Below are 21,958 nucleotides of genomic sequence, written 5' to 3' on the forward strand. Positions count from 1 at the left end.
AAGAACAAGACGATCGCCTGGCAGGCCCGTGCGGTCGACTACGACCAGGGCAAGTACTACAGCTACTCCCCGTGGTCGTCCGCGGGTTCCGCGACCAACTGCTACTGGGTGTACGACACCACCGTGCCGGCGGGACCCGTGATCACCTCGGGCGACTACCCGGCGGTCGACGACGACAACCCGAACGACCCGACGTACGACGGTGTCGGCCGTGACGGCGACTTCACCTTCCGGTCGGCCTCCACCGACGTCGTGAAGTACTGCTACGGCGTCAACGCGGACGCGGTGTGCGACACGGCCCACACGGTGGCCACCTCGGGCGGCGCGGCGAAGTCGGTGACCTTCCGGCCGACCCGCGCGGGCACCAACTTCCTGAACGTGCAGGCGTTCGACAGCGCGGGCAACGGCAGTGAGCCTGAGGTGTACGAGTTCCGGGTCAAGGAGGGCCAGCCCGCCCGCGCCCAGTGGCGACTCGACGACGACGCGGGCGCCGCGCAGGCGGCCGGTTCCGCCGGCGACCGCACCCTGAACGCGGTCGGCTCGCCGGCCCTCGGCGCGCCCGGCAAGTCCGGCACCGCCGTCGACTTCAACGGCACCGACTCCTACCTCCAGTCCGACATCCCGGCCGTCCACACCGACCAGGGCATGACGGTCGCCGCCTGGGTGAAGCTCGACCGGATGCCGACCACCGCGGCGGTCGTCGCCGCCCAGCCGGGCAACAACGCACCGGGCTTCGAGCTGTACTACTCGCAGGGCTACGACCGGTGGGTGTTCAACCAGTACAGCTCCGACTCGGCCACCGCCACCCCGGTCCGCGCGATGTCCGCCACGGCGGGCGGCGTGACGGCCGGACAGTGGTACCACCTGCTCGGCACGTACGACGGGACGGCCCACACGCTGTCGCTGTACGTCAACGGGACCCTGACGGGGACCACGAGCTACACGACCGCGTGGGACGCGCGGCGCGGTCTCCAGATCGGCGCGGGGAACTACTCCGGCTCCCCGGGGAGCTTCTTCCCCGGCACGGTCGACGACGTCCGGATCTACGACAAGCCCCTGGTGGCCGCCGACGTGGCGCACCTGTACAAGGGGGGAGCAGCTCGGGGCCGGCCGACCGGCCAGCGCGGTCTTCCCGCTGGACGAACCGGCCACGCAGGACGACGGCAACCCCACCACGGTGGTGCACGGCCAGGCCGACGTGGACCTCGCGGTCTTCCACGGCGGGGTCACCGCGGGAAGCGCGGGCGCGCAGGACACGTCGCTGACCCTCAACGGCACCAGCGGCTACGCGTCCACCCGCTCCCCGCAGGTCAACAACCAGCGGAGCTTCTCCGTGGTCGGCTGGGCGAAACTGTCCGCCAAACCCGACCACGCGGCGATCATCGCCACCCAGACCGGCGCCTACCGGCCGGGCTTCGAGCTGTACTACTCGGCGACCTTCGGGTGGTCCTTCGACGCCTACACCGCGGACTCCGACAGCGCCACGATCGTGCGGGCCGCCCAGGGCGACACCACCCGTTCACCGGCCGGTGTGTGGACCCATCTCCTGGGCTCGTACGACGCGAACACCGACGACATGCGGCTGTACGTCAACGGCGTCTGGGTGGCCACGACGAAATTCGCCGCGCCCTTCTACGGCAAGGGACCCGTCCAGATCGGCGTCGGGTCGTACGACGGCGCACCGAGCAGCTTCTTTCCCGGTCAGATCGACGACGTGCGGTTCTACGACCGGGCCCTGTCGGCGCCGGAAGCCGAGTCGATGTACCACAACCAGCTCGTGGTCGAAGGGCGTTGGAAGCTGGACAGCGCGTCCGGCAGTCCCCAGGTCTCGCCCGACTCGCTGACCACCGCGGCCGACCAGCACCCGCTGACCCTCGGCGGCGGCGCGCAGATCGACGCCACGGGTGCCAACAGCATGGTCGGCACCGGGTCGTTGGTGCTCAACGGCACGGCCACCGGCTACGCGTCGACCACCACGTCACCGATCCACACCAACAGCAGCTTCACGGTGGGCGCGTGGGTGTCCACCGCGGCGCGGCCGACGAAACCGGTGACGGTGCTGAGCATGGCCGGTACGAACACCAACGGTTTCGCGGTGCGTTACGTACCCGACTCCGCCGACCCGGCCCACGCCGGCGCCTGGCAGTTGCAGACGTCCAACGCGGACGGGACCGGCGCCGTCGTCTCGACCGCCGCCGACACCAGCTTCCAGGACAACGGCGCGTGGGATCACATCGCCGTGGTCTACGACCTGATGGCCGGTCAGATGCGGTTGTACATCAACGGCCAGATGCAGCAGTCGCTCTGCTCCGACGATGACGACGACGGTAACCCCGACGACCCGGCGTGCAAGGAGTCGGTGTCGTGGAACTCCTCGGTGCTGCCGTTCGACGCGACCAAGGGCCTGCAACTGGGCCGGCTCAAGACCGGCACGTCCACCTGGGGCGAGTACTGGCCCGGCGTGATCGACGACGTGTGGGTCTTCGGCGGAGTCGCGACCGACACCCAGATCGCGGCGCTCGCCAGCGGCGTGGATCTCGACACCACCGCCGGGCCCTGACCCGGTAGCACCACCGGGGCGGCGCGCGGTTCATCGCGCGCCGCCCCGGGCGCGTGGCATTCGACGAAGTGACAGATCAGACACGTGCGCACGGGCGGAGCCCGGCGGCGGTTCGTGCTGCCGACGTCGGAAGACGGGGGCGCACACGGTGAGGGATGGGGACGGGACAAGCGTGAGCGACAGACGGACATCAACGGGCGGCGCGCGCGGCAAGGCCGCGCTGCTCGCCTGCGGAGCACTGGTGGCGGGCCTGCTGCAAGTGGCCGCGCTGCCGGCGGCCCAGGCCGACGACATGCCGAGAACACCGTCCCCGGGCGTGCCCGTGGCCGGACACTCCAGCACCACGACGGCGCCCCGCGCCGAGGACGGCCTGCCGCACCGGGCCGACGACCGGGCCGCGGAGAAGTCCTGGGCCGCGCCCGGAACCGCCACGGTGACGCTGCCCGCCGCGCACGCCGAGCCCTCGGCGGTGCGCGCCGGAAAGCTCCCGGTGACCCTCACCGTGCCGGCGGCGGCGACGTCCGCCACGGCCCGCGGCTCGGCCAAGGCGTCGGCCGCGCCGTTGAGCGGCGCGGCGACCGTACGCGTCCTGGACCGGGAGACCACGCGGGCCGCGGGCGTGGACGGCCTCCTGTTCACCGTCGCACCGCGGGCGGACGCCGAGGGCGGCACCGTCGGCGTCCGCGTGGACGCCAGCGCGTACGCCCAGGCGTACGGCGGCGCCTACGCGGCCCGGCTGCGCCTGGTGACACTGCCCGCGTGCGCGCTGACCACCCCCGGCAAGGCCGCCTGCACCACGCGGACCCCGGTCCGCGCCACGAACGACGCGGCCACGCACACGCTGACCGCCGACGCGCTGACCCTGGCGTCCTCGGGCGCGTCCGGTACCGCGACCGTCCTCGCGGCCACCGCCGGCACGTCGAGCGACCACGGCGACTACACCGCCACCTCGCTGTCCCCGTCCTCGAACTGGAACGTCGGGCCCAACACCGGCTCCTTCACCTGGTCCTACGACATGCCAGCCCCCGACGTGCCGGGCAGCTTCACCCCGAAGGTCGGCCGTCGGTGGCCCTGGACGCCCCGGGTGATGTCGCGGCCGTCGTCGCCCACGTCCGGGCGGAGCTGGACACCGATATCGACGTCGGCTGGCGCGAGTTCCTGGACCTGGTGGAGCCGGGCGAGCTGGAGTCGGACCCGGCCCGAGCCGCGCTCGCGCAGCGCCGCCGCTGGTTTCGCGCCAACCCGAACGGTGCGGACGCCCTCGCCGTGGCCGCCAAGGCATCTGACGCGGCTCGGGAGCGGACCGCGCAGTTCCTGCTGAACGAGCGGCTCGAGCAGCTGCGCGGGCAGACGGCAGAACACGCCGCGGCGGTGTTGGCATGACCGGCGAGCCCAGCGGGGTCGACCTCGCTGGGCCAGGCCCTGGCCGCGGCCTGGGAGCAGGCGAAGAAGAGCGGCGCCGCCTACAGGAAGAAGCCGCTGAGGCGCACCGGGCAGGCCGTACGGCGCGACGGGCGCGAGCCGCTCGGGCTCGGGGCCGCGATCGACATGATGATAACGGGCGCGGCCTGGTCGCCCCGGCCGCCAGCGGCAGCGTCCTGGCCCGATGGGAGACCATCCTCACGGCGGCCGCACCCGAGCTCGCCGGGCACGTCCAGGCGGTGAAGGCGGGGCCAGGCCTGCTGTCGCTCGGCGCAACCGGCGCCGGTCTACCGTTGTGCTCCGGTCAGCCGTACCGGAGTCAAGGTCGCCTCTTCCACGGGGAGACCGTGGCTACGGAGCACGCACCAGGTGTCCTCGAGCCGGGCGATGCCCACCCATACCTCAGGCGTCACGTCATGGACGTCCAGTTCGTACCGACCCCAGCTGGCGGTCACCTCATGCGTGGTCCAGACGTCGGGACGCGTCTGTGTGAGCGCTGCCGCCACGGCACTCTCGAAATCCTCCCCGCCTGTGGTCAGGCCTCCGGCGGGAAATGTTCCGTGCGTATCGATCAGGAGGTGGCGCACGGTGTTTTCCAGGGACTGTTGCCGGAACATCGCAAGGTCCGTCATGTACTGGCGGGGCTGGCTGGCGACGACAAGCCGACGGCCGCTCTCATCGGTATGGCTGATCGCGTAAGGAGGCGTCAGATGCCTCCAGAGGACAACGCCCGCACGGCGGCTTCGTACGCGCTGGTTGAGGTGGCGTCGACCGCTAAAGCCAGGCCCGAGTCCATAGACTACGGCCGGTTCATCCGAGTACGGCTTGCCGGTCGTTGCCTGTTGTAACTGGCGGCGTCGTACCCACTTCGCGAAGACCATGAGATAACCGTAGCCCGCTCCCCCGTACCGGGGAAGCGGGCCGAATCCACCAGGCTAGACCGCGCACGCCAGTTCAGCTATGGACGGTAATGCAGGGTGTTCCGCCCTCGGAGCCGCCCCAGTAGTTGCACAGTTTGGTGCCGTCCTTCCATGAACGCGGCAAGTCGTCGAACCTTGATTGGTAACGGCCAGCGCCGTACCACGGCTGGTAAAGGACCTCCAGCACGGTCGTATTGACGATGTAGCTGGCTCCCACAGTCCCGGCGGCGCAGGAACAGAAATAGGCGTCCGTGGTCCAGTTGCTGACTGTGAGACCGGAGCCGGTGACTTCGATGCAGGTGGCGAAGGCGCTGCCTGTTGGATTGCATTTGCTGGCGCTGTTGGGCGACACCGACGATTTGACGGCCGCCTGAGAGACACCGGGGAGGTCCTTGACGTGACCGACCAGGACGTACTCCGGGTAGTGCGTCCCCTGGGGCGGCTTGGGCAGAGAGGGCGAGTCTCCCGGCACACGGGTGAGCGTCACCTGCTGGTTCCCGTCGATGTGGGTTCCAAGCTTGACGGAGGAGATCCACGAAAAGTCATCGGGCGAGGCATGGGCCGATGCCGGCCCACTCCATGCGAGAACCACCGCGAATGCGATCGTGAGCGCATTGAGGAGCTTCGAAATCCGAAAGCGTAAAGTCATGCGACTTCCTTCGGTCTATGGCGTCGAACAATAATATTCGCCCGACTTGGAGAGACGATTCTTGTCGAGCCGTCGGCCCAGGAAAACCAAGATTGCCATCTTGGCTGATTCTTTACTGCATATGACTCAAATTATCGGGGAATATTGCACTCCGAATGAAATAGGAATATTTCAGTCCGAGCGGAATTTTATATTTCGCTTCAGGTGACGTCTGCGCCGACTGGCATAACTGCAGGCCGTGGCCCGGGGCAGACCACACGCCGACGTTATGGAGCAGACGATGGGCTGGAGGCGTCGGTGGGCCGACCGGCTCGCCGACGCCTCCCGTCGGCCGCTGAGCACCGAGCAGGCGCTGAGGACCCCACCGCGGCTGACCACAGCCCCGCCCCGCCTCAGCGCCCCGTCGCCTTGGCTTTGTATCTCAGTGCGGGAGTCGTTTCGAGGTGACTGTGGGAGTCACCTCCTGACCGAGTGTGCGATGTCGGTTCGTTTTGACGTCACTCAGGTTCTTGCGGTGGGACGGTGGAGTGTGCTTCCACCGCAGGGGCCCATGGGGAAGTCTGGGCAGGGGGGCTGATATCCAGTTGAGGTGATAGTCGAGGGTGGGTCATGATCCCGTCTCATGCCGGAAACCTCGCCCTCCAGTCCTCGCTCCGTCGCCCTCGTCACCGGTGCGGGCGGGCGCACCGTGAACATCGGCTCCGCCGTGGCCCGCCGCCTCGCCGAGACCGGCTGGGACGTCGCGTTCACCTACTGGCGCCCCTACGACGAAGAGAAGCCCTGGGAGCCCGAGCCCGATGCGCCTACGGCGCTCGGTCGCCAGTTGGGCAGCCTGGGTGCCCGGCACACCGCCGTGGAAGCAGACCTCGCAGCCCCGGCCGTCCCAGCAGCCGTCTTCGACTCCGCTGAGAGGGACCTTGGGCCCGTCAGGGCTCTGGTGATGTGCCACTGCGAACAGCGTGACCTGAACCTCCGGACCACGACCGTGGACAGCTTCGACCGGCACTTCGCGGTCAACGCCCGGGCCGCGTGGCTGCTCATCCGCGAGTTCGGGCGGCGCTTTCAAGGAACGGCCGACGATGCCGACCCCGGGCGCATCATCGCCTTCACCAGCGACCACGTCGTCGGCAACCTTCCCTACGGCGCCAGCAAAGGCGCCCTGGACCGCATCACCCTCGCCGCCGCCCACGAGTTCGCCCAGCTTGGCATCCGCGCCAATGTCATCAACCCCGGCCCCATCGACACCGGGTGGATGACGGACGAGATCCGTGCTTCCGGCAGCAAGCAAACGCCCGCAGGACGGATCGCGGGCCCCGAGGAGCCCGCCAATCTCGTTGCTTTCCTCTGCTCCCCGCAAGGCCAGTGGATCAACGGCCAGCACCTCTTCAGCAACGGCGGCTTCCGCACCGCTCTCTGAAGGAGAGCCGGTCGAGCCGGTATCGGTCTCGAACCACTGAGCGACATCAGTTCTCACTGACGTTGATCATGGAATTGCGCGGCAGGCGACTCCCGAACTCGCGTCGAAATGACATCCATGGAAAGCGACACAGCCATCGCCTCAGCCGAGTTGCGGGGACGGGGCGCCGACATGTCAGCCGTACGTCCGTCCCGAGCGCGCTGGACCAGGGCCCTGTGTAGGCCGTGCTGTCAGAAGCGGGAGGGCCGGGTCATTGCCCGGGCTTGGACAGCAACCGGTCCTGGACGGTGTGCGGTGCGAGCGGCTCCTCAAAGAATCTGTCGATCCGATTACACGGTTACGGCATCCCGTGCCTCTCAAGAGGTAGCGGGTCACGGTGGCCTGGCTTTCACGCAGATAGAGGGGGACCGCCTTGGACGCGACGACTGTCCTGGTGACCGTTGCCTCGCTCGTCACGGGCAGAGTGTGTCTGCTGATCGGGTTGTCGATGCGCTTGCGGTGGCGGACCAGGCACGAACAAGTACAGAGGCAGCACCTCACGTCAGTTGCTCAGTCGGTCGGCGGGGGCAGTGACCTGGAAATCGTGGAGCAGCGGCCGGATGGACACAGCCTCTGCCTCTGCCCTCGAAGTGGAACTACGCCCCCCGCCCGAGTGCGTATCGCTCCCCTGACCAGCTCGTTGGGTGACTGGTGACGTCTTCCGCAGTTCGTGGGCGGCGCTGCCTACGGAGCGACCGTGCTGCCCGTCGGGCCGGGCGTCGGCGGTGCGCGTGACCTGTCGGTGCGAGTCAGGGAGACCTGTCGGAAGGCACGGCCGCAGAATCGACGGAATCATCTGCAGCCGGCCGGTTCAACGCGCGGATCCGGAGTTCCGTGAGGTGGCGTCGAAGTTGTTCGGGCTGCCGCTACGCGTGCTCGACTGCTCTAGCTCATGAGCTCTTCCCACAGCTTGCCCTCAAGTTCGGCTACCGCCTCCTGCAGACCGCGGACGTCGCCGTCACCAGTGGCGATCGTCTTCAGCATGCCGTGCACATTCCACATCAGGTGGTACGGCAGGGCTACCTCGGGAGCGACGCGGGTGCTATCGCCGGGCGCTTCGACTCGCCAGCCGAGAATGAGTTGAGGATCTTGATCATGCGTGATGTCCTTGATGACTGCGGCCGGGCCCGCGCCCGCCGCCTTCGCCTGAGCGATGAACTGCGCCACCTCGCCCACGGTGGTCTTCTCATCCCAGAGCAACTCGATCCTGATGGTCATTCTTCTTCTCTCCGGCGTAGAGATAGGTGGGTCGACATCCAACCAGATCCGCCGACAGCGTGCCGCTGGCACAAGCCGCCCATCCGGCGTGAGCCGCGCCTGCCACCTGCCAGGACTCTCGCGCTGCTCTGCGGTCACTCCATACCCGGCCCGATGGCAGCCGTGGCCGCGGACACCGCCGCGCCGCGGAGCGCGCCAGCGCTGTCTCTGTCCAAACTATGGTGTTCGATGCGAACACCGGCCCGGGTCTGTAACGACTGCCAGTCATGCAGCCGGTGGGGACTCGGCAGGGGCGGCTTGGTCGGCAGGCTGATCCAGCTGCTGCTCACGACGCCGCTGCTCGTTGCGAAGTGCCTCGACACGCTGGGTGAATTTGGCGAGAGCCTCGTCCTCTTGCGACTCGCCGTACTGGCTGTACTCACCGATGCCAAGCGTCACGGCATTCAGTTCCTCCTCGATGGCGTCAGCCGTCTGCCGTAGGAAGTAGCTCCGCTCCCGGTACTTGTAGTAACCGGTGAACGCGGATGCGAGGGTGACGCTGAATCCAAGAACCACGACTGACAGGGTCTGCCAGTCCCAGTCCTGTTGACCGGTGGCGGCGAGCGTGGTCATCGCGGTCGACCCGATGATGATCAGGGACTGCAGGCTGTTATGGACACGACGGTAGTGGCGGCTCTCCCGTCCGAGCTGGGCAATGACCTCGGCTGTGTCCTCGCGGTACAGGCCGCGACGATCCGCCAATGGCGGATGTACCCGCAGGCTCTTCATACGCAGCTCTTCACGCTCGATGGCGAGACGGTCCCGTAGTTGCGCGAGGCTGTACTTGTAACGGTCCGGTGCTTGGTGGTGAATGCGGAAATCGAGCGGGTCCGCCTGGACGAGGTGATCCACACAGATCACTGCGACCGTGAGGCCGCCAACGGCCAGAGCGGTTCCGAGGAAGCCTCTGCCAGCGACAAGGGCTGCATGGGTATCGGCGAACGCAACGTTCCACGCGATGAGCGAAGGGGTGCTCACGAGGGTGACGAGCAGGGAAGCGACCAGAAAGCGCGCACGTCTCCGCTTCCAGGCGACCTTTCGCTCCAGCTCCCCAACTTCCGTTCGTAACCTGGCGATCTCAGATGCCAACACTCGCCCCCATAGTCAACTCCGAGTGCGTACAGATCCGATAACCCTAAGTTATCCGTCGCACAGGTCGCTCAGTCGTATCAATGAAAGATCGTCCCCGGCGTACGACGAAGACGGCTGACGGCTTCGGTCTGGAAGTATTGCGCCGGGCAGTTGGTCGACGAAGGCGAACCGCTGCTGGATGGTCCAGACGCGGATTTGGAGCGGTCGGTGGGACATCCGCACCCACACTTCGTCGCCGCCAGGGCAGTAGGCGCCACACAATCGCGGCGCCTACGGTCGGCGAGAGCGTCAGCGTGCCGTACGCACGCTGACCGGTCAGGCCGCGAACATCAACGTCGGGCGGACCGAGACGTGCAACCGAGTGATCGTGTGACCGAAGTATCGGCTGGTCAGAGGACCCCAGGGCCATCGATTAGCGGGACCGCCCAGATGCAGCTGGCCGCATCCGGATCCGTGTGGCTTTCCCTGTCTCCCCGCAGCCCCACGCCCACGTTCACCGCCGCCTAGCCATGGCCTCCTGGTGACTGGCGTTCAGATGCCGGATGGACTGTGCGAGGCGCGGCTAGTCCGCCAAGTCGATGTTCCCGGAACTGGCGGCATGGACCAGCAGGCCGAACATACGGTGCAGAATCCCGCTCTCGTGACGCCGCCGTTCCCAGTCCTCATCCGGTACGGAGCCGACGTCGGGATCAGCCTGGAACCGGACGTCCTCCGCCAGGCACGCCCTCAGCGCGGCTGGCCATGCCGCCGGGAAGGGAGCGGGTGTGTTGGGATCCTCGGTCCCGGCCCAGATCCGCTCGGTACGCACCACCGCGCTGGTGATCCGTGATCCAGGCGCTCGGGTGAGGCGCTGCTCGAGGTCGTCCAACGCGGCCAGCTCGCGGGCGAGCCTCCGGATCGCTGCGCCATCAAGGTGACCGGCTGCGACGCCTTCACCCAGGGCGCGATGTGCACGCTGCACCCGGGCGACTCGATCGCGCACGGCCTCGGCAGGATCGCGGGCGGACCCGGCAAGGTGAAGGTGTCCTTCAAGGACAAGACCTCGTTCACCTTCACGGTGACCAACAAGGGATACTTCGACGACCCCGGTTCGCAGATCAAGTTCTCGATCTCGTCCCGGAAGGACGGCGTATACCTGACGCAGAAGGCTTATACGACGGGCTCGAACTGGTTCGCGTGGGCCGGGGTCAAGATGGGCGCTGCCAAGCAGCAGTGGCAGCAGCAGGCCCGCAATCTGCGGAACGCCATGGAGAACAACTAACGGATGACACGCACGACGCGCAGGGCCTGGCTGTCCTCGGCCCCATGGATCGCCGCCGCGGTGGCGACTCCGTGGGCGTCGAGGGCGGCCTCGCCCGTCGACCCCACGGTGATCACCCTGCTGGCCGCCTTTGCCGCCGTCGGCGTCCTGGGCATCCCGCTGGGCGTCCTGCTCGGACGCCTCGGCGTCCGGCGGGAAGCCGTCGCCGTGGCCGCGCTCGCGGTGGCCGGGGCGGCGGCTTCCTGCGCGGTCCGGATCGTCGGCGTCAGTGACGAGAGCCCGGCGGGCAAGGCGGCGATCGTCCTCGTGCCGGCCGCGCTCTTCGCGGCCCTGGCCCTGCCCTTGCCCGCCGTCGGCTTCGTCGTGGCGTGGGTGCGGTGGAAGCCTGCGCACTGAGCACGCGGTCGCCCGCCCGCCGGGTCGGTCAGGCCAGCGGCTCGTGGTTGGCCCAGACGACCTGGTACGGGTAGCGGGCCTGCCAGCGGCTGATGAGCTCTTCGGTGCCGGGGATGGCGAAGGCCGCGTTGAGCGCGTCGAGATCGGCGACGCCGATGTGGACGATCGCGGTGGCGGTGAACACCGGGCTGTGGTCGTCCGCCGGGACACGGATGTGGCGCTGGGCGGAGAAAGTGCGGACGTGCCCGGAGCCCACCATCAGGCTTTCGATGTCCTTGAGGTATTGATCCAGGTCCGCGTCCGGAATCGACGGGTCGAACGAGACAATCATCGTATGGCTGATCATGAGTCCATGGAACCGTCGCCCGGCCGCCAAGTCCAAGACCTTCTGGATCATCGGCGATAACCTGAGGGCATGAGTGACCTGGAGACGCGCGAGCTGGAGTACTTCGTCGCGGTCGCCGAGGAACTGCACTTCGGCCGCGCCGCCGAGCGGCTGTCCATCGCGCAGCCCGCGCTGTCGAAGGCGATCCGGCGGGTCGAGGCGCGCCTCGGTGTCCTGCTCCTGACCCGTACGAGCCGCCATGTGGCGCTCACCCCGGCGGGGGAGGCGCTGCTGCACCACGGCCGTCACGCGCTCAACGCGGTCGGCGCGGCGGCCGAGAGCGCGCGCCGGGCCGGTGACGCGCGGGCCCAGCTGCGGCTGGTGATCAAGCCGGGCGGCGACGCCAATCTGCTGTCCGGGATCCTCGCCGCGTACGCGGAACGCCCGGACGCGCGCCGGGTGGACGTGCTGTTCGGCGGCGCCACCGACCGGGCCGACCACCTGCGGGACGGCAGGGCCGATGTGGCGCTGCTGTACGCGCCGTTCGACGACCTCACCGGGCTCGCGTCCCAGACGCTTTTCGTGGAGGGGCGGGTGGCGATCCTGCCGCGTGACCACCGGCTGGCCGGGCGTACGGAGCTGCGGCTCGCGGATCTGGACGGCGAGACGCTGCCGCGCTGGCAGGGCGTGGGCTGGGCGGGCGTGCCCGACGACGGGAGCGGGCCGGAGGTCGCGGACGTGCCGCAGATGGTCCAGCTGATCGTGCTGGGGCGGATGGTCGCGGTGCTGCCGCGGTCGCTGGCCGAGCCGGCGCATCCGGGCCTGGTGTGCGTGCCGGTGATCGACGCGCCCACGAGTCGGCTGGTCGTGGCGTGGTCGCGGCGCGACGACCGGGCGCTTGTCGCCTCGTTCGTACGGGCGGCGGTGGCAGCGGCGGGCAGGGCGTAGCGGTACCGCGTACCGCGTGTGCGGCGGTGGGTGAGCGGCGCGCCGTTCACCCACCGCCGCGGGACCGCCGCGGGCCCGACCGCCGCCTCCACCGTACTGAGGTGGGGCGGCGGTCCGGCCGGTGCTGCGTGTGGTGCGTGTGGTGCTGCGTACGGCCTGACTACCGGCCGACGCGCGGGAGGCTGTTGAGCTTGCCGGGCAGCACGGTGTTCGTCTGCTGGGCCCGCATGAGAGCGATGACCGCGCCGACACCGGCGAGGATCAGGCTCACCCAGAAGCTGAAGCCGTGGCCACCGGCCGGGCCGAAGTCGGAGTGCGCGAAGATCGCGATCAGGTACAGGACGAAGCCCACCGCGAAGCCGACGAAGGTCAGCATGCGGTCGGGCGCGGGCAGCGTGACGGTGGGCACGAAGAGGCTGACCGCGAGGGCCGCGGCGCTGAGCACCGTGATGACCATCGCGAACCAGGCTATGAACAGCCCGTGGCTGAAGTGCCAGGCACTCCAACTCACGCTGCCGAGGTTGATGCCGTAACCGCTCCCGAAATCCCAGGAGTAGTAGTTGAAGAACGAGAAGATCAACACAATGAACCCGATACCGAGAATTGCCCAGTCGAGTCGGTTGACCGAAGCCGGGTCGAAAGAACCCCCGGACGGGCCGCTCGCGCTCGGCGGCTGAGTCGGTGGGCCCGGCGGCGGTACATCGTGCGACATGGTGACTTGTCTCCCTGCTGACGTCGTTCTACGAACACTCGGGGGCTGAGAATAGCGGTACGTCGCCCCACCCCGTAAGCAGGTTGGACCGACCTGCATCACATGGGTTCAATTGGTCGCTTTGTTACGTGTGGGGACGCCAGTGGCGGGAGTTGACTTCTCGGTCCCACGGGTTCCGTGGGGAGACTAAAAGGGGTGAAAGCAGCCCGCGCAAGGTTCAAGCATGCGCAAATTCGACGTATTTGGCCGCGCCCCGTCCCGCCCGCGTCCTGCCCGCGTCCCGCGCCTGGTCCGGCGTGTCGTCCCGTGCCGTTTTCGCTGACGTGTCACAGGCCGCGACGGCTGTCTCGTCCTACGGGACACAGGCAATTCCCGATCAAGGAGCGGACGATGAACCTCGCGCTGTGGATCGTCACCGGGCTGCTGGCCGCGGTGGCACTGACCGGCGGTGTTTCCAAGGCCTTCATTCCCAAGGACAAACTGGCCGCCGCTCACGGCGGCGGCTGGACCGGCGACGCCGGTGTCACCTTCGTCAAAAGCCTCGGCGTCCTCGAACTCCTCGCCGCTGTCGGCCTCATCCTTCCCGCCGCTCTCGACATCGCCCCCTTCTTCGTCCCCGTCACCGCGATCTGCTGGTGCCTCCTCATGGTCGGCGCGATGACCACCCACGCCCGCCGCCCGGCCGAAGCCCCCTTCGTCCTCCTCAACCTCTTCTACCTCTGCCTGGCCCTGTTCATCGCCTGGGGCCGCCTCGGCCCCCATCCCTTCACCGGCTGAGGCCGCGGCGGTCGCGGTCCTCGCGGCGGTGGGGGCTCATCCGGGCGGCGGTGAGGGCTCATCCTGGCGGCGGTGTGATGATCCGCTTCTCGAACCAGTGGTGGGCGTACGGCTCGTCGTTGAAGGCCGCGACCTCCTCGAAACCGCAGGAGTGGTACAGGCTGATCGCGGCGTTCAGCGCCTTGTTGGTGTCGAGGCGCAGCAGGTCGCGGCCGTTCCGGGCGGCCCGCAGCTCCAGTTCGGCCAGGAAGCGGCGGCCGAGGCCGAGCCTGCGGGCCCGGGGCGCGACCCACATGCGCTTGATCTCGGCCGGGGCGCCCGGCGGCAGCTTCAGACCGGCGCAGCCGACCGGCTCGCCGTGCAACCGGGCGACCAGGAAAAGGCCGTGCGGCGACCGGAGTTCACCGGCGTCGGGCAGCAGACTCCGCGCGGGGTCGAAACCGGTGTCGAAGCGTTCGCGCAACTCCGCGAAGTAGGACCGCATGCAGTCTTCGGCGTCGGGGTGGTCCGGGTCGACGGCGTCCAGCGTGACCGTCGCGGCGGTCAGCAGCCGGTCGACCTCGGCCATGGCGGCGACCAGCCGGGAGCGCTGGACGGCGTTGAGCGGCTCCAGCAGGGAGCCCGCCAGTTCGTCGCTGCGGCCGTCGAGCACGGCGCGCTCGGCGCGGCCGGCGTCGGTGAGCCGGACGGTGCGCACCCGTCTGTCGCGGGGCAGCGGCTCCACCGTCACCAGCCCGTCGGTCTCCAGGGAGCGCAGCAGACGGCTGACGTAACCCGAGTCGAGGCCGAGCCGTTCACGCAACCGCCGTACGTCCTGGCCCTGTTCGCCGACCTCCCACAGGATCCGGGCCTCGCCGACCGGCCGGTCGCGGCCCAGGTAGCGGTCGTGGAGCACGCCCACGTGCTCGGTGACGGTGCGGTTGAACCGCCGCACCTGGTCGATCTGCGCTGCGTCCATTCTCTGACTCTAGTCAGATAATGCGCTTCGAGCCAGAGTCGGCCGGCCCACGTCGCTCCCCGGTCGCTCGTAGGACCCGTGCGGAGGCTCGTAGGAGTGCGGAGGAGCGCCACCAAGCCGGTGATGGCGCTCCTCCGGTCCGGTCCTACTTCAGGTGGCGGGTGAAGAACTGGGCCGCGGCGTCCCCCGCGGACTGCGGGACTCCGGCGTGTCCGCCGAGGTGCGCGTGCAGGGACTTCTCCTTGGAGCCGAAGGTGTCGAACAGGTCCAGGGACGCCTGCCGGTCATTGCCTTCGTCGTCCCACTGAAGGAGGACGTGCAGGGGAATGGTGACCTGCTCGGCCTCCTCGAAGATGGCGCGGGGTACGAGGCTCCCGGCGAACAGAACGGCGGCCGAGACGCGCGGCTCGACCACCGCCAGCCGGACGCCGATGGAGATCACCCCTCCCGAGTACCCGACCGGGCCGTCGATCTCGGGAAGTGCGAGAAGGGCGTCCAGGGCGGTCCGCCATTCCGGGACGGCCGCCTCGACCAGGGGGAGGACGAGGGCGTGGACGATCTCGTCGCCGACCGGCTCGCCGGTCTCCATCGCCCGGCGCAGGCCGGCGCGGGCCTCATCGAGGGCGGGCAGGCGAGGCCGGTCGCCGCTTCCGGGGAGTTCGATGGTGGCGGTGGCGAAACCCTCCGCCGCGCAGCTCATGACCCGGCCCAGCAGCCGGGGGTACATCTTGCGCAGCCCGAGGGGAGGGTGGCCGAGCAGGATCAGCGGGGCCGGTGCGGTCGCGGACGCCGCATCAGGTGTCCACAGAATGCCGGGGATCTCGCCGAGGGTGAATTCGCGTTCGCGGACGCCTTCGTCGAGGCGTTGCTCAGAAGTGAATCGCATGGTCGTGCCTTTCGGGAGTGCTCGTTGACGGCGCTCCCGGACGACCTATCGCCCGACCGTGGCCCCAGAGGGGAGCACCCATGTCGATACTGCGCTCACGGGTACCACCTCCTCGTTCTCTCGCACGGCCTCCGAGAGAGTAGCAAGGGCCGGGAATGGTCCGCCAACGGGTTTTCTTCGCGACGCTTCAGGAGGTGCGTGTCCCGCCGGCGCTGAAAGACACCTGGCATACACGGCGCGGTCCACCTCCGACGCGTGAGGCGATGACCTCGAGTCACCTATGTGTACGGTCCAGGGCCCGCGCTTTGACCGACTCGCCGCGTAAAGTGTCGGCTCACATGCCCGTCTGTGATGTCCACGCGCGCACTGACGGTTTCCCGTTCGACCCGAAGGACTGAGCCGTGGCCGACCGGCCTGAGATCGTCTGCGTCTGCGGCTCCACCCGGTTCGTGGACGAGATGCGGGCGGCGAACCGTGACCTGACCTTCGCGGGTGTCATCGTCGTCGCGCCGGGCGAGGCAGACGAGTTGATCACCAGCGAGCAGAAGACCGCGTTGGACGCCCTCCACCTGCGCAAGATCGACCTGGCTGACCGCGTGCTGGTCGTCAACCCCGGCGGGTATGTCGGCGAGTCCACGCGCAGGGAGATCGCATACGCCCACGCCACCGGCAAGCCGATCTCGTTCACCGATCCCGTCTGACCAGTAGCGGCTTCGTGGCGTCGGCGCCGGTCTGAGCCACGATCGCTGTGGTGGCTTCGGCCGAGTGGGGCTTATGCGCCGGGCCGATGCGGTGGTTAGGCGGAGAGTTGGTCGAAGAGGTTGAGGGTGACCGCCCTGGCCCGCGCCTGCGGGGGGATCGTGAAGGTGTCCCAAGGGGAAGGCGTGCTGCTCAATGGGCTCAGCTCCGGGTACTTTCCGGAGAAGTTGGGGTTTGGTGGCGCCGCGATCCGCCGTGAGGATCGGTGGGCCGCGCGTGGATACTGAAGACCATGCGCATCGATATTGATCCCGGCCAGGTTGAACGGAACGTTTTCTACAAGCTCCTGACCTCGGTCGTCGTACCCCGGCCGATCGCCTGGGTGTCGACGACGTCGGCGGCGGGGACGGACAATTTGGCACCGCACAGCTTCTTCACGGTGGCGTGCGTGAGTCCGCCGGTGGTGCAGTTCACGTCGGTGGGGCGGAAGGACTCGGTGCGGAACATCGAGGAGACCGGGCAGTTCGTGGTGAGCCTGGCGCCGGAGCACCTTTTCGAGCAGATCAACGCGACGGCGACGGACTTCCCGCGCGGGACGAGTGAGTTCGACGCGGTGGGGATCGCGCGGGAGCCGAGCCTGAGGGTGAAGCCGCCCCGGGTGGCGGCCTCGCCGGTGGCGCTGGAGTGCGAGCTGCACAGCACGGTCCGGCTGGGGGACTCGACGGTGGTGTTCGGGCGGGTCGTGCACGCGGCCGTGTCGGAGGCCGTGCTGGACGACGGGCACCCGGACGTACGGAAACTGCGCCCGCTGTCGCGGTTGGGCAAGGACGAGTGGGGGACGCTCGGCGAGGTCCTGGAGATCAAGCGGATTCCGCTGGCGGACTGGTCCGGCCTGGGGATGTGACCGCTTCCGTGACCGTCTCGGAGGCGACGGAAGCGACGGAAGCCTCGCCGGGCTCGGCGAAGTCGGGGTCGGCCGCACGCGCCGAGCGGGTGCGGCGGGCCACCATGGCCGCCGCCACACCCGTGACGCCCAGGAATCCGAGGGCCAGCAGGAAGACCGGCGAGGTCGGGGAGGCGGCGCGACTGCCCGCGACCACATAGGCGGCGGTGTTCGCCGCGCTGCCCGCCGCCGTGGCGGTGAGGAAGGGCAGCAGCCGGATACGGGAGACGGCCGCCGCGTAGTTGGCGGCGGCGAAGGGCACCCCGGGGAAGAGCCGCAGCGCCAGCGTGCTGCGGAAGCCGTGCTTGCTGAGCTGCCGGTCGAGCGAGAGCACGATCCGCCCGCGCAGGAAGGGCCGTACGGCGTCACGGCCGAGCAGCCGCCCGAGCAGAAACGCGAGACCCGCGCCCAGCACGGTCCCGGCTATGGCGGCGGGCAGCCCGGCGTGGATGCCGTAGAGCGCCCCGGCGGCGGCGTTGAGCAGCGGTCGCGGGACAAACGCGACAGTGCACACTCCGTACGCGAGCGCGAAGAGGACGACCGCCGTCGTGCCCGACGTACGCGGCAGGCCGTGTGTCAGCAGATGCTGCGGCTGCCACGCCAGTACGGCGGCCCCCGCGCCCGCCAACAGCAGGATCAGCAGCGCGAACCGCGCCCACGGCGAGAGCAGCACGCGTGAGAACCGGACGGCCGCCCCGTACGGAGCGGAGACCGGGACACGCGGGAAGCGGTCGAGCATTCAGGCAGCGTAATCGAGTTGGGCGGCGGATGGCGCCTGTCGGAACGCCGCACGGCGCTGGCGGGGCGGGGCGGGGCGCCCTACGGCCGGGGCCGGGGACGGGGACGGGGACGGGACATGGTGCACCCCGTACGGGCCGAGGGCGGAGCCCTACGGAAGACCGTCACCCCGCGCGGCCACCCCGCGTCACACCGTGTCCGCCACCGTCAACTCCCCGTCGCCCTCGGCATTCTGGAGGTGCGGGCCGCTGCCGGTGACGACGGAGGAGGCGGCGTGGGGCGAGCGGCGGTCGAGGACGCCGGCGGTGACGGCGATGCCGAGTCCGGCGGCGGCGAGGACCGCGCCGACCAGGGCGGGGGAGGTCCAGCCCCAGCCGACGGAGATGGCGACGCCGCCGAGCCAGGCGCCGCCGGCGTTGGCGAGGTTGAAGGCGGAGTGGTTGGAGGCGGAGGCCAGAGTCGGGGCCTGGCGGGCCTTGTTCATGACCAGCATCTGGATCGGCGTGGTGGTGAGGAAGCCGACGGCGCCGAGCACGACCACCGCGATCGGGGCGGCGACCTTGGACTCGGCCGCGTAGTGGAAGCCGACGAGGACGACGGCCAGGGCGCCGAGCGAGACGTACAGGGTCGGCCGCAGGGCCCGGTCGGTCAGGGGGCCCGCGGCGAGCGTGCCCAGCGTCATGCCGACGCCGAAGAGGGCGAGCAACCAGGTGACGGAGGAGTCGGCGAAGCCGGTGACCTCGGTCATCATCGACGCGAGATAGCTGTAGACGGCGAAGATCCCGGCGAAGCCGAACACGGCGGTGAGCAGGCCGAGCAGCACCTGCGGCTCACGCAGGGCCCGGAACTCCTGGGCCACGCCCACGTGTTCGTCGGTGGGCAGATGCGGGATCAGCAGCGCGAGCGAGCCCAGCGCGATCAGGCCGATCACGGACACCACGAGGAAGGTCGCGCGCCAGCCGAGACTCTGGCCGAGCGCGGTCGCGGCCGGTACCCCGACGATGTTGGCGATCGTCAGGCCGAGGAACATCGCGGCCACCGCCCGCGCCCTGCGGTCCTCGCTCACCATCCGCGCCGCGACGACGGCGCCGACGCCGAAGAAGGCGCCGTGCGGCAGGCCCGCCAGGAAGCGGCCCACGAGCAGCGTGCTGTAGCCGGGGGCGACGGCGGAGGCCGCGTTGCCGAGCGTGAAGAGCGCCATCAGGAGCAGGAGCATCCGCTTGCGCGGGACGCGGGAGCCGAGCGCGGTGAGCAGGGGCGCGCCGAGCACGACGCCGAGGGCGTAGGCGGAGACGAGATAGCCAGCGGTGGGCACCGATGTGCCCAGGTCGTCAGCGACGTTGGGCAGCAGGCCCATCATCACGAACTCGGTCGTGCCGATGCCGAAGGCGCTCACCGCCAGAGCGAGTATGGCCAGGGGCATGGAGCAGCATCCTTCTCAGATGTTCGGGGTTCGGGGTTCGGGGTTCGGGGTTCGGGGTCCGGGGTCGCACAGCGCCCGGCGCCCGGCGCCTCCTAAGTTCCTTTGCGGAACAAATTCTCGCACGCGGTTGCTTCGCATACGTCACCACCGGGTGAAGTCGTGTCGACCATCACGTCACGCCCTTCTCGCAAGGCGACGGAAAACCTTTGGACGTACCACCGATCCGGCAGGGATGATCACCGCATGTTCCGGCTCACCTTCCTCGCAGACGCCACCGCAGCAGCGGTCGCGCCGACGAAGGCTGCCCGGAGCGCACGGGACACCTTCTTCGACGGCGCACGACGCTGACCCTCCCCGGACAGTCATCCGGCGGACCCCGCAGGGGGAGGGTCGGTCCGGCTCACGGGGTCCGGCCGCGTCGCACAGCTCCGTCAGAGGAAGAGAAGAGACGACGTCCGTCATGTCCAAGCAGAATTACGTGCGCACCAAGCCGCACCTCAACATCGGCACCATGGGTCATGTCGACCACGGCAAGACCACCCTCACCGCCGCCATCACCAAGGTCCTGGCCGACCGCGGGACCGGCACCTTCGTGCCGTTCGACCGTATCGACCGGGCCCCGGAGGAGGCGGCCCGCGGGATCACCATCACCATCGCGCACGTCGAGTACGAGACCGACACCCGGCACTACGCGCACGTGGACATGCCGGGGCACGCCGACTACGTGAAGAACATGATCACCGGCGCCGCGCAGCTCGACGGCGCGATCCTGGTCGTCTCCGCGCTCGACGGCGTGATGCCGCAGACCGCGGAGCACGTCCTGCTCGCCAAGCAGGTCGGTGTCCGGCACATCGTCGTCGCGCTGAACAAGGCGGACGCGGGGGACCCGGAGCTGGCCGACCTGGTCGAGCTCGAGGTGCGCGAGCTGCTCACCGCCCACGGGTACGCGGGCGACACGCTGCCCGTCGTACGCGTCTCCGGGCTGCGCGCGCTCGACGGCGACCCGCGGTGGACCGGCGCGATCGAGGCGCTGCTCGACGCGGTCGACACGCACGTGCCGGTCCCGGTGCGCTACACCGAGGCGCCGTTCCTGCTGTCGGTGGAGAACGTGCTCACCATCACCGGGCGCGGCACCGTCGTGACGGGCGCGGTCGAGCGGGGGACCGTACGGCCGGGCGACCGCGTCGAGGTGTACGGCGAGGGGCACGGCGACGGGCCGCTGGTGAGTGTGGTGACCGGTCTGGAGACCTTCGGGAAGCCGATGGAGTCCGCGCAGGCGGGTGACAACGTGGCGCTGCTGCTGCGCGGTGTGCAGCGCGCCCAGGTGCGGCGCGGCGACATCGTCGCGGCGCCGGACAGCGTGGCCACCCACTCGCGGTTCACGGCGACGGTCTTCATGGTGCCCGCGGCCGAGGGCGGCCGGCACACGCCGGTCTCCACCGGCTACCGGCCGCAGTTCTACATCCGCACCGCGGACGTGGTCGGCGACGTCGACTTCGGCGGGCCGGGCGGCATGGCGCTGCCCGGCGACACCGCCGACATCACCGTCGAGCTGGGCCGCCCGCTCCCGCTGGAGCCGGGTCTCGGCTTCGCGATCCGCGAAGGCGGGCGCACGGTCGGCGCGGGCACCGTTACCGCAGTGGGCTGAGCCGCCCACCCGGCGACTCCGCCCGCCCGGCGCCCCGGCCGGACAAGGCCCGGCCACAACAAGGCCCGGCCCCGTCGCACCCCGAACAATCAGGGGACGGCGGGGCCGGGTCGTGGGCAACCCCCCCCGCGCGGCCGGGGGCCCGGTCCCACGACAGCGGCCCCCGGCCCGCGGCGGAAACCCGCACCCCCGTACGGAAACCGCCCGCCTGGGACAATGACCCCGTGAGCCGCACCCCGGACGACCCGGCAACCGCCCCAGAAGAGGCCCCCGCCCCCGAAGCGGTACCCGTGATCCGCCCCGTGGACTTCGGGGAAGCCCGGCTGATGCCGGACGTGGACCGGCCCCGGGGCTGGCTGCTGACGGTGGACGGGGCACCGCAGTCGTATGTGGACCTGGACGATCCGGAGTGCCTGGAGTTCGAGTACGTGCGGCGGATCGCGTACGCGCTGGAGGCCGGGAGCGCGCCGGGGGAGCCGGTGGCGGCCGTGCACCTCGGGGGCGGCGGGATGACGGTGCCGCGGTGGCTGGCGCGGGCCAGGCCCGGATCGCGGCAGGAGGTCGTCGAGGCCGACCGGAGACTGGCCGCGCTGGTCGCCGAGCATCTGCCGCTGGCCGACCCCGCGTCGGTGACGGTGCACACGGCGGACGCGCGCGCGTGGCTGGCCACGGCGGTCGAGGCGAGCGCGGACGCGGTCGTGGCGGACGTCTTCGGCGGCGCGCGCGTGCCCGCGCACCTGACGTCGGTGGAGTTCGTACGCGCCGCGCGCCGCGTCCTGCGCCCCGACGGCTGCTACGTCGCGAACGTCGCCGACGCGGCCCCCTTCGCCTTCCTGCGGTCCCAACTGGCCACGGTCCGCGCCGTGTTCCCCGCCCCCGCCGAGATCT

At 69.7% G+C, this 21,958-nt stretch carries 23 protein-coding genes and 1 pseudogene; 12 read left to right on the forward strand and 12 right to left on the reverse strand.

What is annotated here, in order from left to right; translation table 11 throughout:
• Positions 1–263: 263 nt before the first annotated feature.
• Positions 264–590 (reverse strand): hypothetical protein, encoded by a 327-nt coding sequence (locus tag BGM09_RS37325; protein WP_223186159.1) that lies wholly within the window; start codon positions 588–590, stop codon positions 264–266.
• Between the two features lie 55 nt (positions 591–645).
• Here BGM09_RS37325 and BGM09_RS37330 point away from each other — a divergent pair.
• From BGM09_RS37330 to BGM09_RS01715, 3 genes and pseudogenes are all read left to right on the forward strand, one after another.
• Positions 646–1,017, forward strand: a pseudogene (locus BGM09_RS37330) (LamG-like jellyroll fold domain-containing protein); the annotation flags it as partial.
• A 160-nt stretch (positions 1,018–1,177) separates the two neighbouring features.
• A complete protein-coding gene (locus BGM09_RS37335) occupies positions 1,178–2,560 on the forward strand; it encodes a LamG domain-containing protein (protein WP_317452486.1) in 1,383 nt (460 codons plus the stop codon).
• A gap of 172 nt (positions 2,561–2,732) precedes the next feature.
• Positions 2,733–3,881 carry a hypothetical protein gene (locus BGM09_RS01715; protein WP_188279530.1) on the forward strand — a complete coding sequence of 383 codons (1,149 nt, stop codon included), beginning with the start codon at positions 2,733–2,735 and terminating at the stop codon, positions 3,879–3,881.
• A gap of 388 nt (positions 3,882–4,269) precedes the next feature.
• On the opposite strand, the gene BGM09_RS01720 is transcribed toward BGM09_RS01715, so the two are convergent.
• Together BGM09_RS01720 and BGM09_RS01725 are read right to left on the reverse strand one after the other, a co-directional pair.
• On the reverse strand, positions 4,270–4,863 hold the full coding sequence (locus BGM09_RS01720) for a hypothetical protein (protein WP_188279531.1): 594 nt from the start codon (positions 4,861–4,863) through the stop codon (positions 4,270–4,272).
• A gap of 73 nt (positions 4,864–4,936) precedes the next feature.
• The gene (locus tag BGM09_RS01725) at positions 4,937–5,551 is read right to left on the reverse strand and encodes a hypothetical protein (protein ID WP_188279532.1); all 615 of its coding nucleotides are present in this window, start codon (positions 5,549–5,551) and stop codon (positions 4,937–4,939) included.
• 622 nt (positions 5,552–6,173) lie between these two features.
• Here BGM09_RS01725 and BGM09_RS01730 point away from each other — a divergent pair.
• The gene (locus tag BGM09_RS01730; RefSeq protein ID WP_188279533.1) at positions 6,174–6,968 is read left to right on the forward strand and encodes an SDR family oxidoreductase; all 795 of its coding nucleotides are present in this window, start codon (positions 6,174–6,176) and stop codon (positions 6,966–6,968) included.
• 924 nt (positions 6,969–7,892) lie between these two features.
• On the opposite strand, the gene BGM09_RS01735 is transcribed toward BGM09_RS01730, so the two are convergent.
• The 3 genes from BGM09_RS01735 to BGM09_RS01745 form a co-directional block, all read right to left on the reverse strand.
• Entirely contained in the window at positions 7,893–8,225 is a 333-nt protein-coding gene (locus tag BGM09_RS01735) for a hypothetical protein (protein ID WP_188279534.1), read from the reverse strand.
• Positions 8,226–8,489: 264 nt separating this feature from the next.
• Positions 8,490–9,353, reverse strand: a complete 864-nt coding sequence (locus tag BGM09_RS37340) for a DUF4231 domain-containing protein (protein WP_223186160.1) — start codon at positions 9,351–9,353, stop codon at positions 8,490–8,492.
• Between the two features lie 565 nt (positions 9,354–9,918).
• Positions 9,919–10,224: a hypothetical protein gene (locus tag BGM09_RS01745; RefSeq protein ID WP_188279535.1), complete on the reverse strand. Its 306-nt coding sequence runs from the start codon at positions 10,222–10,224 to the stop codon at positions 9,919–9,921.
• A gap of 45 nt (positions 10,225–10,269) precedes the next feature.
• Between BGM09_RS01745 and BGM09_RS01750 the strand changes: the two genes are divergently transcribed.
• Both BGM09_RS01750 and BGM09_RS01755 read left to right on the forward strand, forming a co-directional pair.
• Positions 10,270–10,617, forward strand: coding sequence for a hypothetical protein (locus BGM09_RS01750; protein ID WP_188279536.1), 348 nt, complete (start codon positions 10,270–10,272; stop codon positions 10,615–10,617).
• Positions 10,618–10,620: 3 nt separating this feature from the next.
• Positions 10,621–11,013: a hypothetical protein gene (locus tag BGM09_RS01755; RefSeq protein ID WP_188279537.1), complete on the forward strand. Its 393-nt coding sequence runs from the start codon at positions 10,621–10,623 to the stop codon at positions 11,011–11,013.
• A 28-nt stretch (positions 11,014–11,041) separates the two neighbouring features.
• Here the strand turns inward: BGM09_RS01755 and BGM09_RS01760 are convergent, their stop codons facing one another.
• A complete protein-coding gene (locus tag BGM09_RS01760; RefSeq protein WP_188279538.1) occupies positions 11,042–11,359 on the reverse strand; it encodes a hypothetical protein in 318 nt (105 codons plus the stop codon).
• Between the two features lie 69 nt (positions 11,360–11,428).
• Between BGM09_RS01760 and BGM09_RS01765 the strand changes: the two genes are divergently transcribed.
• Positions 11,429–12,286 (forward strand): LysR family transcriptional regulator, encoded by an 858-nt coding sequence (locus BGM09_RS01765; RefSeq protein WP_188279539.1) that lies wholly within the window; start codon positions 11,429–11,431, stop codon positions 12,284–12,286.
• A 160-nt stretch (positions 12,287–12,446) separates the two neighbouring features.
• Here BGM09_RS01765 and BGM09_RS01770 read toward each other — a convergent pair whose 3' ends face one another.
• Complete coding sequence (locus BGM09_RS01770; RefSeq protein WP_188279540.1) at positions 12,447–12,869, reverse strand: hypothetical protein; 423 nt, start codon at positions 12,867–12,869, stop codon at positions 12,447–12,449.
• A gap of 519 nt (positions 12,870–13,388) precedes the next feature.
• Here BGM09_RS01770 and BGM09_RS01775 point away from each other — a divergent pair.
• Complete coding sequence (locus BGM09_RS01775) at positions 13,389–13,775, forward strand: DoxX family protein (protein ID WP_188279541.1); 387 nt, start codon at positions 13,389–13,391, stop codon at positions 13,773–13,775.
• A 58-nt stretch (positions 13,776–13,833) separates the two neighbouring features.
• Here the strand turns inward: BGM09_RS01775 and BGM09_RS01780 are convergent, their stop codons facing one another.
• Positions 13,834–14,733 carry a helix-turn-helix domain-containing GNAT family N-acetyltransferase gene (locus BGM09_RS01780; RefSeq protein WP_188279542.1) on the reverse strand — a complete coding sequence of 300 codons (900 nt, stop codon included), beginning with the start codon at positions 14,731–14,733 and terminating at the stop codon, positions 13,834–13,836.
• Positions 14,734–14,878: 145 nt separating this feature from the next.
• On the reverse strand, positions 14,879–15,619 hold the full coding sequence (locus BGM09_RS01785) for a dienelactone hydrolase family protein (protein ID WP_188279543.1): 741 nt from the start codon (positions 15,617–15,619) through the stop codon (positions 14,879–14,881).
• Between the two features lie 401 nt (positions 15,620–16,020).
• Between BGM09_RS01785 and BGM09_RS01790 the strand changes: the two genes are divergently transcribed.
• Together BGM09_RS01790 and BGM09_RS01795 are read left to right on the forward strand one after the other, a co-directional pair.
• Positions 16,021–16,320: a hypothetical protein gene (locus BGM09_RS01790; protein ID WP_188279544.1), complete on the forward strand. Its 300-nt coding sequence runs from the start codon at positions 16,021–16,023 to the stop codon at positions 16,318–16,320.
• A 290-nt stretch (positions 16,321–16,610) separates the two neighbouring features.
• Positions 16,611–17,222, forward strand: coding sequence for a flavin reductase family protein (locus BGM09_RS01795; protein ID WP_188279545.1), 612 nt, complete (start codon positions 16,611–16,613; stop codon positions 17,220–17,222).
• On the opposite strand, the gene BGM09_RS01800 is transcribed toward BGM09_RS01795, so the two are convergent.
• Entirely contained in the window at positions 17,179–18,000 is an 822-nt protein-coding gene (locus tag BGM09_RS01800; protein WP_188279546.1) for a TVP38/TMEM64 family protein, read from the reverse strand. The two genes, BGM09_RS01795 and BGM09_RS01800, sit on opposite strands and share 44 nt — an antisense overlap.
• Positions 18,001–18,186: 186 nt before the next feature.
• The gene (locus BGM09_RS01805) at positions 18,187–19,422 is read right to left on the reverse strand and encodes an MFS transporter (protein ID WP_188279547.1); all 1,236 of its coding nucleotides are present in this window, start codon (positions 19,420–19,422) and stop codon (positions 18,187–18,189) included.
• Between the two features lie 460 nt (positions 19,423–19,882).
• Between BGM09_RS01805 and tuf the strand changes: the two genes are divergently transcribed.
• Together tuf and BGM09_RS01815 are read left to right on the forward strand one after the other, a co-directional pair.
• Entirely contained in the window at positions 19,883–21,070 is a 1,188-nt protein-coding gene (tuf, locus tag BGM09_RS01810; RefSeq protein WP_188279548.1) for an elongation factor Tu, read from the forward strand.
• A 326-nt stretch (positions 21,071–21,396) separates the two neighbouring features.
• Positions 21,397–21,958 (forward strand): spermidine synthase (locus BGM09_RS01815; protein WP_188279567.1); only part of this gene is annotated, 562 nt, incomplete at its 3' end.

This window comes from Streptomyces sp. CBMA29, from assembly GCF_014596445.1.
Classification (GTDB): domain Bacteria; phylum Actinomycetota; class Actinomycetes; order Streptomycetales; family Streptomycetaceae; genus Actinacidiphila.

Coding starts and splice junctions, on each gene's coding strand:
- BGM09_RS01775 (WP_188279541.1), top strand. CDS start 13,389: ATGAACCTCGCGCTGTGGATCGTCACCGGGCTGCTGGCCGCGGTGGCA.
- BGM09_RS01805 (WP_188279547.1), bottom strand. CDS start 19,422: ATGCCCCTGGCCATACTCGCTCTGGCGGTGAGCGCCTTCGGCATCGGC.
- BGM09_RS01765 (WP_188279539.1), top strand. CDS start 11,429: ATGAGTGACCTGGAGACGCGCGAGCTGGAGTACTTCGTCGCGGTCGCC.
- BGM09_RS01800 (WP_188279546.1), bottom strand. CDS start 18,000: ATGCTCGACCGCTTCCCGCGTGTCCCGGTCTCCGCTCCGTACGGGGCG.
- BGM09_RS01720 (WP_188279531.1), bottom strand. CDS start 4,863: ATGGTCTTCGCGAAGTGGGTACGACGCCGCCAGTTACAACAGGCAACG.
- BGM09_RS01785 (WP_188279543.1), bottom strand. CDS start 15,619: ATGCGATTCACTTCTGAGCAACGCCTCGACGAAGGCGTCCGCGAACGC.
- BGM09_RS01795 (WP_188279545.1), top strand. CDS start 16,611: ATGCGCATCGATATTGATCCCGGCCAGGTTGAACGGAACGTTTTCTAC.
- BGM09_RS01730 (WP_188279533.1), top strand. CDS start 6,174: ATGCCGGAAACCTCGCCCTCCAGTCCTCGCTCCGTCGCCCTCGTCACC.
- BGM09_RS01760 (WP_188279538.1), bottom strand. CDS start 11,359: ATGATCAGCCATACGATGATTGTCTCGTTCGACCCGTCGATTCCGGAC.
- BGM09_RS01725 (WP_188279532.1), bottom strand. CDS start 5,551: ATGACTTTACGCTTTCGGATTTCGAAGCTCCTCAATGCGCTCACGATC.
- tuf (WP_188279548.1), top strand. CDS start 19,883: ATGTCCAAGCAGAATTACGTGCGCACCAAGCCGCACCTCAACATCGGC.
- BGM09_RS01755 (WP_188279537.1), top strand. CDS start 10,621: ATGACACGCACGACGCGCAGGGCCTGGCTGTCCTCGGCCCCATGGATC.
- BGM09_RS01735 (WP_188279534.1), bottom strand. CDS start 8,225: ATGACCATCAGGATCGAGTTGCTCTGGGATGAGAAGACCACCGTGGGC.
- BGM09_RS01780 (WP_188279542.1), bottom strand. CDS start 14,733: ATGGACGCAGCGCAGATCGACCAGGTGCGGCGGTTCAACCGCACCGTC.